This is a genomic window from Thalassotalea mangrovi (genome assembly GCF_005116735.1).
Lineage (GTDB): Bacteria > Pseudomonadota > Gammaproteobacteria > Enterobacterales > Alteromonadaceae > Thalassotalea_A > Thalassotalea_A mangrovi.
Genome location: NZ_SWDB01000032.1, coordinates 34,544 through 51,771 on the forward strand (window position 1 = coordinate 34,544; position 17,228 = coordinate 51,771).

15 protein-coding genes are annotated in these 17,228 nt (G+C 44.5%); 2 read left to right on the forward strand and 13 right to left on the reverse strand.

Going from position 1 to position 17,228, the window contains the following annotated elements; translation table 11 throughout:
• Positions 1-14 precede the first annotated feature (14 nt).
• The 4 genes from E8M12_RS13355 to E8M12_RS13370 all read right to left on the reverse strand — a co-directional run bounded on the left by E8M12_RS13355 (position 15) and on the right by E8M12_RS13370 (position 3,606).
• Complete coding sequence (locus E8M12_RS13355; RefSeq protein WP_136736810.1) at positions 15-1,220, reverse strand: aspartate aminotransferase family protein; 1,206 nt, start codon at positions 1,218-1,220, stop codon at positions 15-17.
• Between the two features lie 268 nt (positions 1,221-1,488).
• Entirely contained in the window at positions 1,489-1,839 is a 351-nt protein-coding gene (locus E8M12_RS13360; RefSeq protein ID WP_136736762.1) for a PilZ domain-containing protein, read from the reverse strand.
• 191 nt (positions 1,840-2,030) lie between these two features.
• A complete protein-coding gene (locus E8M12_RS13365) occupies positions 2,031-2,624 on the reverse strand; it encodes an anthranilate synthase component II (RefSeq protein ID WP_136736763.1) in 594 nt (197 codons plus the stop codon).
• Between the two features lie 169 nt (positions 2,625-2,793).
• A complete protein-coding gene (locus E8M12_RS13370; protein ID WP_136736764.1) occupies positions 2,794-3,606 on the reverse strand; it encodes an MOSC domain-containing protein in 813 nt (270 codons plus the stop codon).
• Between the two features lie 130 nt (positions 3,607-3,736).
• Here E8M12_RS13370 and E8M12_RS13375 point away from each other — a divergent pair, with 130 nt between their 5' ends.
• Together E8M12_RS13375 and E8M12_RS13380 are read left to right on the forward strand one after the other, a co-directional pair.
• Positions 3,737-4,933 (forward strand): multidrug effflux MFS transporter, encoded by a 1,197-nt coding sequence (locus E8M12_RS13375; protein WP_136736765.1) that lies wholly within the window; start codon positions 3,737-3,739, stop codon positions 4,931-4,933.
• A gap of 762 nt (positions 4,934-5,695) precedes the next feature.
• The gene (locus E8M12_RS13380) at positions 5,696-8,290 is read left to right on the forward strand and encodes an Ig-like domain-containing protein (RefSeq protein WP_136736766.1); all 2,595 of its coding nucleotides are present in this window, start codon (positions 5,696-5,698) and stop codon (positions 8,288-8,290) included.
• 157 nt (positions 8,291-8,447) lie between these two features.
• Here the strand turns inward: E8M12_RS13380 and E8M12_RS13385 are convergent, their stop codons facing one another.
• The 9 genes from E8M12_RS13385 to cutA form a co-directional block, all read right to left on the reverse strand.
• Entirely contained in the window at positions 8,448-9,104 is a 657-nt protein-coding gene (locus E8M12_RS13385; RefSeq protein WP_136736767.1) for a hypothetical protein, read from the reverse strand.
• Positions 9,105-9,535: 431 nt separating this feature from the next.
• Complete coding sequence (locus tag E8M12_RS13390) at positions 9,536-10,249, reverse strand: PEP-CTERM sorting domain-containing protein (protein WP_136736768.1); 714 nt, start codon at positions 10,247-10,249, stop codon at positions 9,536-9,538.
• A 686-nt stretch (positions 10,250-10,935) separates the two neighbouring features.
• Positions 10,936-11,664 carry a hypothetical protein gene (locus E8M12_RS13395; protein ID WP_136736769.1) on the reverse strand — a complete coding sequence of 243 codons (729 nt, stop codon included), beginning with the start codon at positions 11,662-11,664 and terminating at the stop codon, positions 10,936-10,938.
• A 287-nt stretch (positions 11,665-11,951) separates the two neighbouring features.
• Positions 11,952-12,116 (reverse strand): oxidoreductase-like domain-containing protein, encoded by a 165-nt coding sequence (locus E8M12_RS13400; protein ID WP_169303142.1) that lies wholly within the window; start codon positions 12,114-12,116, stop codon positions 11,952-11,954.
• Positions 12,117-12,281: 165 nt separating this feature from the next.
• On the reverse strand, positions 12,282-13,628 hold the full coding sequence (gene accC, locus E8M12_RS13405; protein WP_136736770.1) for an acetyl-CoA carboxylase biotin carboxylase subunit: 1,347 nt from the start codon (positions 13,626-13,628) through the stop codon (positions 12,282-12,284).
• Positions 13,629-13,651: 23 nt separating this feature from the next.
• Positions 13,652-14,098 carry an acetyl-CoA carboxylase biotin carboxyl carrier protein gene (accB, locus tag E8M12_RS13410; RefSeq protein ID WP_136736771.1) on the reverse strand — a complete coding sequence of 149 codons (447 nt, stop codon included), beginning with the start codon at positions 14,096-14,098 and terminating at the stop codon, positions 13,652-13,654.
• Between the two features lie 19 nt (positions 14,099-14,117).
• Positions 14,118-14,570, reverse strand: coding sequence for a type II 3-dehydroquinate dehydratase (gene aroQ, locus E8M12_RS13415; RefSeq protein WP_136736772.1), 453 nt, complete (start codon positions 14,568-14,570; stop codon positions 14,118-14,120).
• Positions 14,571-14,863: 293 nt separating this feature from the next.
• Complete coding sequence (locus E8M12_RS13420) at positions 14,864-16,702, reverse strand: protein-disulfide reductase DsbD (RefSeq protein ID WP_136736773.1); 1,839 nt, start codon at positions 16,700-16,702, stop codon at positions 14,864-14,866.
• The gene (cutA, locus tag E8M12_RS13425) at positions 16,702-17,046 is read right to left on the reverse strand and encodes a divalent-cation tolerance protein CutA (protein ID WP_246034145.1); all 345 of its coding nucleotides are present in this window, start codon (positions 17,044-17,046) and stop codon (positions 16,702-16,704) included. The genes E8M12_RS13420 and cutA overlap by 1 nt, the downstream gene beginning before the upstream one ends.
• Positions 17,047-17,228: the final 182 nt, after the last annotated feature.

Below are 17,228 nucleotides of genomic sequence, written 5' to 3' on the forward strand. Positions count from 1 at the left end.
ATTTAAGGGACAGATTAACCGTTTACAATGGTTGCGACGGCGCGTTCAAAACGAGCCAGGCCTTCAGCAATGTCCTCTTCTGGGATCACCAGTGATGGAGTAAAGCGAATGATATTAGCACCAGCGACCAGGCTCATTAAGCCCTGAACCATCGCGGCATTTAAAAATTCTTTGGCTCGCCCCTGATAGTTGTCATTCAGAACCGCACCAATCAATAATCCTTTACCACGAATTTGACTGAAAACCTGATATTTTTCGTTGATCTTTTCCAGGCCGGATTTTAAAAGCTGCTCACGGTGCTTCACACCCTGCAACACGCTCTCGTCATTAACCGTATCAAATGCCGCCTCTGCCACTGCACAGGCCAGCGGGTTACCGCCATAGGTACTACCATGGGTACCGATCTTCAGATGCTTGGCAATATCAGTTGTGGTAAGCATTGCACCGATTGGGAAACCACCGCCTAACGCTTTGGCTGTGGTTAAAATATCCGGGGTTACACCCAGGCCCATGTAAGCATATAGCTCGCCCGTACGGCCAACGCCGGTTTGCACTTCATCGTAAATTAACAACGCATTGTGCTGGTCACACAGTTCGCGCACGCCCTTAGCAAATTCGTCAGTTGGAGATACGATTCCGCCTTCGCCTTGCAGAGGTTCCATGACTACGGCACAGGTATTGTCACTGATAAGTGCTTTCAGGGAGTCAAGATCATTGTACTCGGCATGAACTACGTCACCTGGCTTAGGACCAAAACCATCGGAATAGGCCGCTTGACCACCAACGGTTACGGTAAAGAATGTTCTGCCGTGGAAGCCTTGTTTAAAGGCAATGATTTGGCTCTTTTGCTCACCATAGTTGTCCAGTGCCCAGCGGCGCGCCAGTTTTAACGCCGCTTCATTAGATTCCGCACCTGAATTGGCAAAATAAACTTTTTCAGCAAAGGTATTGTCGACCAGTTTTTTGGCCAGGCGCAATGCCGGTTCATTGGTCATTACATTGGATAAATGCCAGATTTTTTCGCCTTGCTCTTTTAGCGCATTTACTAAGGTAGGGTGACAATGACCTAAACAACTTACTGCAATACCACCAGCAAAATCGATCAATTCATTGTTGTTTTGATCCCATACGCGAGACCCTTTACCACGCACCGGGATGACAGCAGAAGGTGAATAGTTAGGCACCATTACGTGATCAAATAACTCTCGATTTGCTGAAATTTGTTCAGTCATTCTCTATATCCTCAATAATTCATTCATATTCTTGGGTACGTCTGGAGCTTTGCCAGCCCTGACGTTGCTCCGAAATTGGCCAATATTATGCCAGAATCGGCCGGGTTTGTCTTTGGTAAATCTGGTCGCAGGCCAGTAAAAACAATAGCTTCACGGTTTTTATTCAACTTAGTTGAATAAATATATATTCTAGATAATTTTTATGCAAAGAATATTTTATTCTTTGGTGGCTGGCTTTGATTTTGACTGGTATTAATTATGCGCGGTTGAGAATATTTTGCAGAGTTTGTTGTGTAGCTGCTGGCATGGATCGAAATTTAACGCCAATTAAGTATTCATTGCTTGAGGTTCTGCGGTTAACGATAACACGCGCCGGAAGGGCGAGAGATTCTGATTGCCCGTCTGTCTCAATATGGAGAGTCAGTTCCTGTGGTACCGAACAATAACGTTTGATCGCATCGGTAACGTATTGAGGAACCTGCAACTGCATACCAGATATGGAAATATTCAGGCTGTTGCCGGTATAGGTGTCGTCACTGCCAGGTAGTTGCAATCTGACCGGGACTTGGATGATATGTCTTGGATGAAAACGTCTATCTACGACCATTTTATTACCTTGTTCTGAAATTTTTATCCAGAAAGAAAATCAATTCAATGAGTTAGCGTTAGATGGGGGTATGGGTAAAACCACCAAGACTTGGGGGAGGTCTATCGACAGTTGCCACTCGTTGTAAAATTTTAAATAACTCTACTTATTATAAGTCACCAACACTAGCCCAGAGCCCGGGTCAAAGTCAATTAGCCCGGGCGTTTATTTGCGTTTAAAAAGTTTTCCAGAAGACTAAGCCCCTGATGGGTGAGAATCGATTCCGGATGAAACTGAACGCCGTAAATGGGTAAAGTTTTATGTTGAAGTGCCATGATCTCATCGATACCGCCTGTATCTGACTCGGTCCAGGCAGTGATTTCCAACTCATCGGGAAAGTTCTCCGTCTCAACAATCAAGGAATGGTATCGGGTTACCGTTAATGGGTTGCTCAGCTCCCGGAACAGACCTTTTTGTTGATGGGTTATCTTCGACGTTTTACCGTGCATGACACTGCGGGCTCTGGAGACCTTACCACCGTAACTCTGGGCAATCGACTGATGGCCTAGACATACTCCTAATAAAGGAATATCACCGGCAAATTGTTCGATAATTTTTAACGATACACCAGCACTATCTGGATCGCCGGGGCCAGGCGATATGACGATGTAATCTGGTTGCAGCTGCGCGACCTGGGATACAGATATTTCATCATTTCTTATGGTGACGACCTTTTGACCTAGTTGTTGAAAATAGTGCACCAGATTAAAGGTAAAAGAGTCGTAATTGTCGATCATTAAAAGCATGATTTTGGTGTAACGCCCCGGTTAAAGGGGAGCGATTATTTCATTAGCTATCGTTAAACTCAAATTATACTCGAAGCAAAAGAAATATCTGCGCGGATTGGAGGTTTACAATAATTCCCCTGAGTGGGAAAACACTTAGTGGAATTGGTATTACTGTTCGATTATCCGATCAAAACATCGTTGCTTGCACGGCAAGGACCTCAACTTCATCGTCAACCTTAATATGTCCGGAATTGAGGGGGATGATATTTTGCCCAAAGTAAATCTGACCATCGTTTCCACGTCGATACTCACTTAACGTCGCCAGAGGTTCTTTTAACTGGTGCCGGGTTGCGCTATTTGGATCTACGGTGGTAAATATGCAACGTGAGCAAGGTTTACTGACCAAAAACTCAACGTCGCCAATGCGAATCTTATGCCAGCTATCTTCAGCAAAAGCTGCACAACCTTCAACGACAATATTGGGGCGGAACTGTTGCATGCTGACCAAATCAGGACAACGTCGGTTCAGGTCCTGTAGCGATGCCCTGGAGAGTAGCAACAAGGGGTAGCCATCGGCAAAACTAACCGGGTGAGCAGTATTTGCCACGTGTCGGACAGAATTCGGACCGAAATAATACAGTCGGCAGTCAGTGCCCAGGTATTCGCTTAACCAGGTGTCCGCGTCAGCACTGCAGTGTTGACCTTTGAGTTCATCCTGCCAGACTTTGACCGGATGATAATCATTAGAAAAACTCAGGTAAGACAGGGTTAACGTATTCATCCCTGGTGCATTTAGCCTGATACCGATTGTGCTCAGCTCGGTTGTTATCAACACCATTTTTGCTTTACTTCGCCCGGTAATAAATTTTCCTGAGCTATCTGTTACGACAAAATGACGATCAAAGGCTAAGCCACATTCCTGAACGTTACTGTGATCGAGACGGATACCCCGCGTCGATTTGATCGGGTAAATAAACAAATCTTTTATCGTACAACGCATATCCACGTCCTTTTAATGATCACAGCGTACCAATTATATGAAAGTTAACCTTATAATTATTCTTATTATTTTTCTAACTTTCTTAAGATTAAAAGTATAATCGATTATTCCCTTTAATTCGGACACAGCAATGTCTATTAATCAACGTCCGCAGGCTGAAAATATTCAAACTGTGAATCTTTTGCCTCTGCTGAGCCTGCTGGCGGCGGTTGTTGCGATCACACCACTGGCGATAGATTTGTACCTTCCCGCCATGCTGATAATTGCTGATCAACTGAATACTTCGATCGCCCGCGTTCAAAATACCCTGAGTATTTACCTGGCCGGATATTCTCTCGGCTTGCTGGTGTTTGGCCCTCTGGCCGATATGATTGGTCGGCGCCGACTGGCGCTTGCAGGGATTGCCGGATTTGTCGTTTTCAGCGTGCTCCTGCCGATGCAGTCATCTATAACTGGTTTTATGTTGTGTCGGGCATTGCAGGCATTCTTCGGTAGCGCTGCAACCGTTATTGTGCCGGGTACTATCCGCCAGTTTTATGGTAAAGACACTGCCAAGGGCATGTCTTATGTGAGTATGATCATGATGCTGGCGCCCATGCTGGCACCTACGTTGGGTAGTGCCATCCTTCTGATCAGTAACTGGCAATGGATGTTTTATCTGCTGGCGCTTTACGGCATTGTCTTATGGTTTTGTGCTTATTTTTATTTGCCCGAGATGGAGCATACAGGCAGGCGCATCGGTATCGGCCAGTTTCTGCGCAATTACTTACTGGTGCTTGGTAATCATAAGGCTCGCAACAATATCCTTTGTAGCATGTTGGCTGCCTTTGCGTTTTTTTGTTACCTGACTGCGATTCCTGCCGTGTACCTGGGGGTTTATCAGGTTTCAGAAATGACCTTCAGTTTGTTGTTTGCTGCCAATGTGCTGGCGTTAATGCTGGCACAGTTTACCAATACCCGCCTGGTCTCACGCAAAGGCTCTGCCTGGATAATGAAGCGAGCGATAGTGCTGGCGGTATTATTTGCCGGCTTACTGTTATTGGTAAACTGGTTGGCGGCGCCACTAATATTTACGGTTCTCACTTTATTACCCTTGATGAGCTGTCTGTCCCTGATTGCCGTAAGTGCCGACTCGTTAACTCTGATTCGTTTTTCCGAGCAAACTGGAACGGCAACGGCGGTTATCGGAACCGCTAAATTTGGTATTGGTTCCCTTGCAGGTCCAATACTCTCCCTGTTCGCGACGAACACCGCAGTTCCATTTACCTCGCTGATGTTTATATCTGTTGTTTTAATCGCCACTTTAAAATTTTCTAATAACAAATGAATGATTAATGTTGTTTAAACTGTGTAAAATGATAGTTATTACACATTTTGCCTATTAGTTGCACAAAATAACAATTCGGTTACAAAAGTTACATTTCTTTGTTGTTATCACTTCGATATATTTAATCTCACCAATAGCGCAGTAAACGCTGCTTGTTAATTAGCTTTTAGTGTTTTTACAAAGGCTATATAAGCAGTGAAAATATTAGCCAACCTGACAAATAATATTGTCAGTAAGCCAATGTTTTTAGAAATATATAATAAATACAGTTAGATATGCTTATTTTATTGCGCTGGCTGTTTGTTGGTTTAGCGATAGAACCGCTATTTCGATATACGTTCCAGGCCTCAGATACCTCTATTTTCGTCAAAAACACCCCTCGGGTAACAATTGGTTTACTCATGGTTTTCGATTGAAAACAAATCCCCTCACACTGTTTACAGACAGTACGTTTCATTTAGATATAGTAAGAAAACACAAGCGGTTTGGGTCTTTTATATTAATCCTGTGTTAAGTAAATGTAACATTAGTATCAATATCAGATTCAAACCCCTAAAATAGCAACTATTGAAATTTGAGCAGGTAAAGAGGCAAGCACTCTTACCTATAAATTCACATTCGAAGGTTACTTCGAATATCGAACTTAAGTTCGATTACTTTCCTCAGTTAGTCATTGAGGAGCGAGTCACCCAAAGAAAATTTGCCGCTTTATATAACAGGCAACCAGGGAATGACTCGATAGTTTTTAGGAGGTCTAAGGACATGTTGTTCGAGAAAACGTTACTAAATAAACAAATCGCAAAAGTTTTATCTGGTGCAGTATTGATGGGTGCAATTTCAGCCCCGGCATTAGCTGAGCAAGCGAATACTGTATCTGAAGGAGAGTTGATTATCGCTCCTAAAGCGGGTCTGTCTGATGAACAGTTCGCAGCTATCCTGGAAAAGCAGGGTGCTAAATTAGAGAAAAAAGAAGATAAGCAATCTAAGAAGCTAAAACAAAAGCTTCGCGCTAACCTGGTAAAAGTACCAAAAGGTCAGCAAGACAAGATTTTAAAGGCATTGGCTGCTAACCCGCATATTGAATATGCTGAGGTAAACCGTCTGGTATCGATTGAAGCGGTTACCATGAACGATCCTAAGCAATCATGGCATTTAAACAAAATTAATATGCCGGAAGCCTGGAGCAAGTCGAAAGGTAAAGGTGTTGTAGTAGCGGTATTGGATACCGGTGTAAATAAATCTCATGAAGATTTAAAAGCAAACTTACTGCCAGGTTATAACATTGTCAGTAAGAATACGGATACTACCGATACCAATGGTCACGGTACTAAAGTAGCCGGTGTTGTGGCGGCGGTAAGCAACAACAGTAAAGGTGTTGCTTCGATTGCGGCTGAAGCAAAAGTATTGCCGGTAAAAATTTCAAACCGTAGTGATGGTGTTGCATCTTTGTTTGATATTGCTCGTGCATTAAGCTGGGCTGCTGATAACGGTGCGGATATTGCTAACGTAAGTTATCAGATCACCGACAGTGCGACGGTATCTGGTGCGGCTAAATCATTCTATGAGAAAGGTGGTTTGGTAGTAGCAGCTGCAGGTAACTCAGGTAAAAGCATGAGTTGTACCGACAACAAGTACATTGTTACGGTATCGGCATCAACTTCAAGTGATGGTATCGCAAGTTTTTCAAACTATGGTCCATGTATTGATGTTGCTGCACCAGGTCAGGGTCTGCAGACAACGACGAAAAATGGTAGTTATGGTAGTGCCAGTGGTACATCGTTTGCTGCGCCATCAACGGCTGCTGTATTAGCAGTACTGAAAGCGGCAAACCCGACAATGAAGAACTCAGAATTAGAAAGCCTGTTAGAAAACAATGCGGATAATTCTATGTTCTCTGGTAGCTTCAGTAACAAATATGGTCATGGTCGAATTGACGCCGGTGCAGCTTTACGTGATAGCGTTTACGTACCAGAGCCGGAGCCAGAGTTAGACCAGACGGCGCCTGAAGTGAACATTACGTCACCAAAACAGGATACTGAAGTTAAAGGTCAGTTTAGTGTTAACGTTAATGCGACCGATAATGAAGCTGTGAAGAAGGTAGAACTGTACTTTGCTGGTCAGCGTATCGGTGCCGATTTCAGTTCACCATATTCATTTAGTGTGAATTCATCGACGGTGGCTGATGGTGAGCATGCATTAACCGCGGTTGCAACTGACACGGCAGGTAATGTTACAGAGACGTCTAACCACTATGTAATGGTGAAAAATGCAGAAATCGAAGTAACGCCTGATCCAGAGCCAGAAGTACCGGTAGATGGTAATGGTCCGAAACTGACATTGTTGTCTCCTGATGTTAGCGTGACTCAGAGTCAGGAACTGAACGTAATGGTTGATGCGGTTGACTCCGACGGTGTAGAGAAAGTGGAAATTTATTTCCGTGGTCGATTAGTGAAAACGTTGACGGCTGCACCTTATAATCACAGCATTAATATTTCAAAATTAGGTTCGGGTTATAAAACGTTGCAAGTGATTGCATACGATACCAAGGGTAATTCAACAGCGACGGATGTACTGAACGTGATGGTCGATAATACTCAGCCAGAGCCAGAAGTACCAACGAATCCTGAGCCGACTGATCCAGAACCAACGGATCCAGAACCGGAAGTACCAACCGATCCGGAGCCAGAAGTACCAGGTGTAGATACAGAAGCACCATATGTACAAATTGTGACTCCACAGGCTGGTAGTACCAATGGTGGTGAACTGAATATTGAAGTTGATGCACAGGATAACGTTGCGGTAACTAAAGTTGAATTATACTTCCGCGGTCGTCTGGTAAAAACAAAAGAGGCTGGTCCTTATGAGTTTACCATTAATATCTCACGACTGAGTGAAGGTGAAAAAACTCTACGCGCAGTTGCTTATGATGCAGCGGGTAACGTAGCAGATACTGGAGAGCATACAATTTATGTTGATAACTCGATTGAAGGTACTGAGCCGGGTACACCGACTGAACCTGAGCCAGAGCCACAACCTGAGCCAGAGCCGGAGCCAGAAGTACCAAGCGTACCTGATAACGGTGTGAATCCAACGGTAGAAATCTTAGCTCCGTATGCTGATTCAACGCACAGTGGTGAATTGTTTATCGATGTAATGGCTGAAGACAATGACGGTATTGAGAAAGTTGAAATTTACTTCCGCGGCCGTCTGGTTAAGACAAAAACTGAATATCCGTATACCCATACGATTAATATTTCAAAATTGTCTGACGGTGCCAAGTCTTTAAAAGCGATTGCTTATGACAAAAACGGTAACCAGGCAGAGACTGCTGAGATGACGATTTACACGGAACAGTAATTATCGTTTAATAAAAAAGCCCCGCAAGGGGCTTTTTTTTGTCTGTAAAATACTAGCTAAGGGCGACAACCAAGCCAGCCTCATCCAGCTAGCAGTCAATCCCTAATATTTGAGACGGTTGGCGCTACTTTGCCTGCACACCTTTGTCGTGACTTTGTTAATCGGTAGTGCATGGACGGCGACTATATACAGTAAGACTTAGCAACGCCACACCTAATAATAGCCAGGAATTTGTCTCGGGTACTTCCTGGGGAGGCACGTCCCCCTCACCATTATAAAAAGTTAAGTGTGATAAATCAGCACGTTGCCCGCCTCGATTTAATGGTGTAATCCAGTAACCTGAAGTCACGGTGAGCGCCGCATTCATGCAGGCATAGGTATTGGCATTTGTTCCCATATTACACACATCTGTCGCATTAAAATCTTCATCCGACACTTCCCAAAACAGATTGAAACCATTGCCAGCTTTGGCGACCCAAAATCGCACACCTGGATCATCGCCTTCCGGCGTGTAACTCCAGTTACCTGAGGTTCCTGGCGTGAAACTGAACTCACTGCCATCAATGCTTGGGTATTTACTTGCGTTGGTTTCATTGCCATCGCCAAACTTGGCAATGACCGATGAAATTTCAATCTCTGGCGCGTCGGCGGCAAAAATGGAGCAGCTATCAAAGCCTTGCCCGAAATAGCCGGCGCAGTCATTGTAACCATCAATATACAATGTGATTAAGGCAGCGCTTGCCGGGGTAGAGAGTAAAAACAAGCAACACATGGCAAGAGCATTCGTTAGTAAAGAGGATTTTCTGGATAACATATCAAAGTCCTGGTTGAGGTTATTACAAGACAGATACATCGTGTCGTCGTGAATAGTTGTGGTTTGACGTTACCAACTCGTCAAGGGTATGCGTCTTGATGCATTAATCATTCCAAAGTTTTAAGGCTGGAATTATAACGGCTGTAGAGGAGGAAAATGTTTTTTGGGTAAGGGGATGTTCAAATAGATGACAGTCTGCTTTTTTAATAACTATGCAATGCTTAAGGTGAAAACGGGGCGGGTGTGTTAAGGAATGACCATAAAGCTAAAGTAAATATGACAGGTGTTTAGGCGTTGAGTTCACAGTTGTGAGTGTAAAGGAAGCACGAGGGTTGCCCCTCGTGCCGATTACATATTGGTTAAATTGGCATTAAACAATTAAACAATTAAACAATTAAATGATTAAAAGAGTAGTGTTATGGGTAGTATGCTTAGCAATTATATTTGCGACGCACACCAACCAGGCCAAGCAAGCTTAAACCAAATAGCGCTAATGACTCTGGCTCAGGAACTTCTTGAGGAGGCTCATTGGGCCCTCTAGTGGTATCATAAAAGGAAATATGCGACAGCCCTCGAGGGTCCCCCATATCGTTCAGTGGGGTCACCCAGCTGTACCATGTGCCAGATGCAAGTACATTTGCCTGGCTCATACATTCCCAACTGTTGTTACCATAGGTCGCACAGTCTCCTGCTAAGACGCTGGCATCGACATCGAAGTGCACGGTAAAGCCGGTACTGGCTTTGGCCACGTAGAAGCGAATGCCAGGATCGGCGGCATCATCTGGGTTATATTTAAACGAACCTGTGCTCCAGTCTCCATCACCACCATCAGAGAACTCCCATTCGTAGCCGTCAACGGTGCTACTATAGAGAGAGTTGATAGTTGCGGAGCCTGATGTAGGCTCATATTCAAACTTTGAAATAATTGGTGATATGTCTACATCCTCTCCGTTTGCATTTGTTGCGAAAAGATTACAGGTATCAAAGGGGATCCCATAATAGCCCGAACAGTCATTTTTATTACCGGCTGAGGAGCTTAAATCAATGAAGACCGAAATTAGTTCCGCTTTTGCTGGTGTTGATAAAAACAATAGGGAAGTAATAATTGGTACAACTAGTTTGATAAGAGTTTTTGAATAACTCATGTGTAGTATCCTTAAATTTATTTTTGTTAAAAGTCTTTTATGCCTTACCAATTTAACCGGCACCGGAAATCGCTAAGTAACGATTTGCCGGGCGTTTACGGCATACATCCATGCTCAAAGCGCGAGCAATCTAATAAGGCAAACCATATGCCAATGTGTAAAAACCCTTATGTTACAGTGGGTTATTTTTTCGCTCAGTGCCAGGGTAGCTAGTTCTGTAAAGATCCCTGACATTTTTATCAATATTGATAAAAGTGACCTATTTAAAATATATTCGGATTTGATAGTGACAATGTTAGGTGTGCTGTTGGTACGTGGTTACGGCGCCTTGCTCGGGGACTAAACAATCGTCCTAATGGGATGAAACTTGGGGCATCTGTGGCAACATATGAAACAGTCAATTTTTTTAACAACTATTGGGCTAATAATTAACGACCTGTGAGGCGTTACGCAATCTGAACCAGATATTGTGTTAATTGGTAGCGAGGTGAAGGTGGCTGGCTTAGAAGGATGTATTAATGGCACAGTGTCAACATTGTTGACACATCTTCACGTTAACTTTTTGCCTTTTTACTAACGAGTTGACGATACCCCGGATCTAGTCTTGGGATTTTCAGTATTCTGGCATCGTCAATAATGACAAAGGCTGCCGATAGGCAGCCAAACAACCTTTGAAGGAGAGATTTTCAGGTTTGGCGGTTTATTTTGGATTGCCGCCGAGCGGTTAACAGGCCGATAAGGCCGAGTGTAAACAAGGCGGTTGTGTTTCCTTCAGAAACTTGTGATGGGGGTTCTAATCCCGTGTTGTAAAAGGTGATATGGGACAAGTCCTGCATGCCTGTATCCCAGCTTCCCGCCGTTATTGTTTCGGCAGCACTCATACAGGCAAGGGTGTTTACCGAGGCGCCACCACCGCATAAATTGGCGTAGTCTTCATCGGAAACTTCCCAGTATAAGGTAAAACCATCTCCTGCTTTGGCTACCCAGAAACGGATACCTGGGTCATCTTCACCCTCGTCAGGGTTATAAGTCCAATTGCCCTGGGATAAATCGCCATCAGCATCAAGCATGAACTCCCATTCACCGCCGTCTACATCAGGGAAGTTGCCAGATACATCGCTCAGATTAAAGCCGCCATTTTGAGAAGGTTCAAACTTTCCAATTACCGGGGATATAAGTTCATCCGGGAAGTCTGCAGCAAAAATCCAGCAGTCATCAAAGCTTCTTTCTCCTTTCGGGAGATCGGTGCGAAGAAAGTAGCTTTCTTCAAATTGTGGGTCGAATACGCCGGAGCAATCGTTACCATTAAAATCCAGGGATACTAAGACGGCGGCTGCGGGATTGCTTATCATAGCTAATGTCAGCAAGATTGGAATAAGCAAGATGGTTTTAAAGAATGGCGATACCAATTTCATTTATGTTCCTCAGTTTCTTTTTGTTTGTTTCAGTCCCTCCATAAAAACAAATCTTATTCCTTTGCTGATCTATCAAGTTGGTGCTCCAGGCCACAACTCAGCGGAACATAAAATCAGATACTTTCGAGTATAGTATTTTTTTGATATTAGCAGGTTATGGAAATAATTTTTAAAATGCGGCGGAAATCTTGTGTATCGACAGGTGCGAGGTGAGGGGTTGAGAAGAAAGCAGGAAGATGTATATCAGGGTCAACCTTAATTGTTGGATGACCCGACGTAAGTTGCAATTACTTTTCCTGAACTGCTTGCAGCTCACTTTGTTGAATTCGCCATTGTTGCAATTCTTTGTAGTAGAAATCCCAGACACAGGGATCGCAGACACCGCTTTCGCAGCATTCACCTTCAGCGGGTGGTTGTGGTTTTTCCAGTTGAGTCGTTGTTGATTGGGTCATGAAAATCTCAATCTCAAATTATTTTTAGGAATTATTGTGCCGTTAATAGTTAAGGGTCTATTTGAACAGACATAAAAAAACCCTGCAAGCAGGGTTTTCAATCTCATTACAGTTTTCAGTCAATTTCACAGAAATCTGACCGTGTCAGGAGACGGGCGGTATCGATTATTCGATATCCGCAAGTTTCTTTTCAAGGTAATGAATGTTTGCACCACCACGCGCAAAGCCAGCATCATTCATGATGTCTTCCTGCAGGGTGATATTGGTTTTAATGCCATCAATCACTAATTCATTCAAGGCATTTTTCATTCGCGCGATCGCTACTTCTCGACTCTCACCATAAGTGATCAGTTTACCTATCATCGAGTCGTAATGTGGTGGTACCGAATACTCTGTATATACGTGAGAATCCCAGCGAACACCTAATCCACCTGGTGGGTGGAAGCGCGTTATCTTGCCCGGGGATGGGATAAAGGTACGCGGGTCTTCTGCATTAATACGGCATTCAATCGCATGACCGTGAACCTTGATATCTTCCTGCTTGATGCTTAATGGCATACCGCTGGCAATGCGTAATTGCTCTTTGATCAAATCAACACCAGTGATCATCTCGGTAACCGGATGCTCTACCTGGATACGGGTATTCATCTCAATGAAGTAGAATTCACCATTTTCGTATAGGAACTCAAAGGTACCAGCGCCACGATAGTTGATTTCGATACAGGCATTACAACAACGCTTACCAATTTCCGCACGCAGCTCTTCACTAATACCTGGGGCAGGTGCTTCTTCTACCACTTTCTGATGACGGCGCTGCATTGAACAGTCACGCTCACCCAAGTGGATAGCATTACCCTGGCCGTCAGCCAGTACCTGAATTTCAACATGACGAGGGTTTTCCAGGAATTTTTCCATGTAAACCATGTCATTATTAAATGCTGCGCGTGCTTCAGCTTTGGTTAACTGAATCGCTTCCAGCAGATTAGATTCTTCACGTACGACGCGCATACCGCGGCCACCGCCACCACCAGAGGCTTTGATGATCACTGGGTAGCCAATACGACGACCGTGGGCAAGATTCGCTTCTGCATCGTCTGTTAACGGGCCATCTGAGCCTGGAACGCAAGGAACGCCGGCATCTTTCATTGCCTGGATTGCGGAAACTTTATCACCCATTAAGCGAATGCTATCCGCCATGGGGCCGATAAAGCTAAAACCTGAATCTTCTACCTGCTCAGCAAAATCCGCGTTTTCTGCCAGGAAACCATATCCTGGGTGGATGCCATCGGCATTAGTCACTTCTGCTGCGGTAATAATACGAGGAATATTCAGATAACTGTCAGTCGCTGCCGGCTTTCCGATACAGATAGTTTCGTCAGCCAGTAATACGTGCTTAAGGTTTTTATCTGCAGTCGAGTGGACGGCAACGGTTTCGATACCCAGTTCTTTACAAGCTCGCAGAATACGCAGAGCTATTTCGCCTCGGTTGGCGATAACTACTTTTTTCAACATGGAATCAGCCTTCCTTCGCCTGCTTACTCGATTACGAATAATGGTTGGTCGAATTCGATGGTATCTTCGTTCTGTGCCAGGATTTGCTTGATAACACCAGACTTATCCGCTTCGATTTGGTTCATCATTTTCATCGCTTCAACGATACATAACGTATCACCGGCATTAACGTGCTGACCCACTTCAACGAATGCTGGCGCATCTGGAGATGGTGACGAATAGAAAGTACCAACCATAGGTGAACGTACAACGTGACCGGTGATTTCTGCACTTGCAGGTGCTGATTCTGCTGCTGGCGCAGGAGCCGCAGGAGCTGCGGCAGGCGCAACAAACGCTTGCGGAGCAACAGGCGCAGCAACTGAGCTGGCACGACTGATGCGTACTGACTCTTCACCTTCAGAAATTTCCAACTCACTGATACCTGATTCTTCAACCAGCTCGATTAATTTTTTGATTTTACGAATATCCATTACAGTACCTTATATATCTTTAATTATTCTGTGCTAAAAAGTGTGCGGCGGCATCCAGCGCCATGGCGTATCCTTGGGGGCCACATCCACAAATAACCCCTTCGGCAATATCCGAAAGGTAGGAATGATGTCTAAATGGTTCGCGGCTATGAATATTGGACAGATGAACTTCGATAAAAGGAACATCAATACTCAACAGGGCATCGCGCAATGCCACGCTGGTGTGGGTGAACGCTGCCGGGTTGATAATGATGAAGTCCGTTTTCTCAGAAGCCTGGTGGATTCGATCAATCAACTCGTGTTCCGCATTCGATTGAAAATGATCCAGTGCAATATTCAAAGATTCCGCTTTCTGAGTCAGAGATTCAATGATCTCGTCCAGGGTCTGGGAGCCATAAATATGTGGCTGTCGCAAACCGAGGCGATTTAAATTGGGACCATTGATTACAAGCACATTATGTTTTGCTGTCATTATTCTCTAACTTCCTGAAATTCATAGCTCTTTACCGAGCTTTTTGGTCTTTAACGTCATTCAACATGAAAAATGATGAAAAAACCATCAGAATTTGCATTTATCTGCACATTATAGAGATTTCGAAGAATATAGCATCAAAATACTGGTCTAATCACCGACGTTCGCTGTAATTTAACCTTTGAATTCGCGGGGTTGGCGGTGTTTTTTGTGACCGCTAATTGCCGAAGTGCAACGGTATACCATGCACTTTCGGCAAAAATGGAGGGACAACAAGTCCCATTTACTGGGGGTTAATTGAAAATCTGGTTAATGTGGGCGGCGAATTTATCGGCCTCCATAAATCCGGTGACTCTGTTTTTATCGAGCTCCTGGCCGTTTTCATCGAAAAACAGAATTGAGGGCAGGCCGAACACATCGTATTGTTCCATAAATGCCAGGTTTTCAGGTTTGCCCAAATCGGTGAGATCTGCTTGTAGCATCACGGTATTATGCAGTGCCTGTTGCACCGACGCTTGTGGGAAAGTGTACTTCTCAAATTCTTTACAGGCGATGCACCAGTCGGCATAGAGATCCAGCATCACGGTCTGGCCATTGGCATTCGCTTTGGTGATTTGCGAATTCAACTCATCAATGGTTGCCACTTTTACAAACTCCTTGTGAGCCGCAGCCTGTTGCTGCGGAGCACTAAACAAGGTTTGATAGGCCAATTGTCCGCCAGCAAATAACATCAGGAAAATGATTAACGAACGCAAACCCCAGAAAAATCCTGCTGGTGACTTACGGTTATCATTATTGACGACGTAAAAGTAAGTCGCGCTTGCCAGCAACAGGGCCGCCCATAACAGGTTGCCGATACTTTCGGGAATTAACCGTTCTAACAGGAAAATGGGTACCGCCAGTAACAGCAGTCCAAATACGTTCTTAATCACATTCATCCAATTGCCCGCTTTGGGCAGTAGCTTGCCACCAGAGCTGCCTAATATAAGCAGCGGTAAGCCCATGCCCATGCTTAGTGCATATAGGGCTGTTGCGCCAAGAACGATATCACCAGACTGGGCTATATAGATCAGGATGCCGGTAAGGGGGGCTGTGGTACAGGGTGAAGCGACTAATCCTGAAATCGCCCCCATCACAAATACAGATACCATAGAGCCACCTTTTTGCGAGTTGCTCAGTTGGTTCAGTTTTTGTTGCCAGGACGCTGGCATCGACAGGTTGAATACACCAAACATGGATAAGGCCAGCACAACAAACAGAACACTCAGGCCAATCAGAATGGCCGGATGTTGGAACGCTGCCTGAAATTGGGCACCAGCCAGTGCTACAACAACACCTAAGATGGTGTAAGTAATTGCCATCCCCTGCACATACGCCATTGACAGGGAAGCGGCCTTAGCAGTCGAAAGCTTATCGCCGTGACCAACAATGATTCCGGTCAGAATTGGGTACATGGGAAACACGCAGGGAGTAAACGACAGTAAAATTCCCAGGCCAAAAAAGGTTAGGAGGATCAACAGCAAATTGTCGCCCGAAAGCAGGGAGGCGAGCTCAAACTGCTCGCTATCGGAGGTGGTTGCTGACGTTGCCGTAATATTTTCAGATTGAGTATCTTTGCTGGCGGTATCACCGGCGGCACCAATGGCGCCTAAAATTGCGGCACTGTCATTGTCTTGATTGACTGCCGACAGATAAATGACTTTCTTGGTTGGCGGATAACACAAACCTTTAGCGGCACAGCCCTGATAGGTCAGGGTAATACTGCTGTCATCGGTTGCCTTATCGATGCCAAGGTTAAATTTCAGCTGTTGATAATAGACTTCCTGAATACCAAAGAATTCATCTTCCTGTTCTTCACCCTGTGGTAACAGCGGCAATTGAAATTCGGCGGAGTCACTATCAAATTTCAGCTTACTTTTGTACAGGTAATAGCCATCGGCGATATTGAAATACACTTCAACCTGATTACCTTGCTGGTTGAAGTCAAACTGGAAGGCCTGATCGACCGGTAAGAATTCGTCCTGGTTGGAGAACAAGGAATCCATCGACGTGTCGAAGGGCGAATTTTGAGCCTGGGCTACTGTGCCTACGACACAAAAAAGTAATACAAATAATCGAAGAAAAGCGCGCATTATTGTTTTGTCACCGTTGAGTCTATCCAGTTTAAATATTCCTCATTGCCTTGCTGAATATCCATGGCAATGATTTCTGCGACATCATAAGGATGCATCGCAGTGATTCGTTTTTCGAGTGCGGTAAACCGATCGCGTCGCGATTTAATAATCAGCAACACTTCCTGATCCTGTTGACGTTCGCCCTGCCACTGGTAAATGGAGGTTATCGATTCCTGGATATTTACACAAGCGGCGAGCCTTTCGTCAACTAGCGCATTGGCGATGGACAAGGCACTGCTTTTATCCGGGCAGGTACACAAAATCACTTGATGCATGCAGTCACTCGAGTTTGGTTTTATCATGGTTATACCAATCACATTAAATTATTGCTCACTCAGTGAGAATTTAAAGGCATTTATGCAAGGCTTTGATTGCAGAGAATGGTTACTCCATTGTCAAAATCAGTAACGCAGGATAAACGCCTTTAAAACTCACCCGTAGGGAGTTTACCAGAGGTTCATTTCCGGCCGTAGATATTCAGTAA